This window comes from Rhizobium sp. SVR5-2C, assembly GCF_056755115.1.
Genome location: NZ_JBNDHT010000478.1, coordinates 1 through 252, shown reverse-complemented (window position 1 = coordinate 252; position 252 = coordinate 1). Strand labels below are relative to the sequence as shown.

The 252-nt window shown below is 57.5% G+C and carries 1 protein-coding gene; it reads left to right on the top strand.

Annotated elements, in window-relative coordinates; translation table 11 throughout:
- On the top strand, window positions 1–252 hold a 252-nt coding region (locus ACPYOI_RS36590; protein WP_481424246.1), incomplete at both ends, for a glutathionylspermidine synthase family protein.

Sequence of the window (252 nt, the reverse complement as noted above, 5' to 3'; positions counted from 1 at the left end):
GATCTGGCTGGAAGACCAGGCCAATGCCGGCAACCTGCCGCAAGGCAGCGACCAGTTCAACAGCCTGCAGGAAAAGCTGATTGAGCGTTTCGCCGAACTGCGCGAACAGCATGGTTTTAATCTGCTGCACCTTGCCTGCTGCCGCGACACGGAAGAAGACCGTGGCACGGTGCAATATCTGCAGGACTGCGCGGCCGAAGCTGAAGTGGCGACCGAGTTTCTCTATATCGAAGATATCGGCCTGGGTGAGAA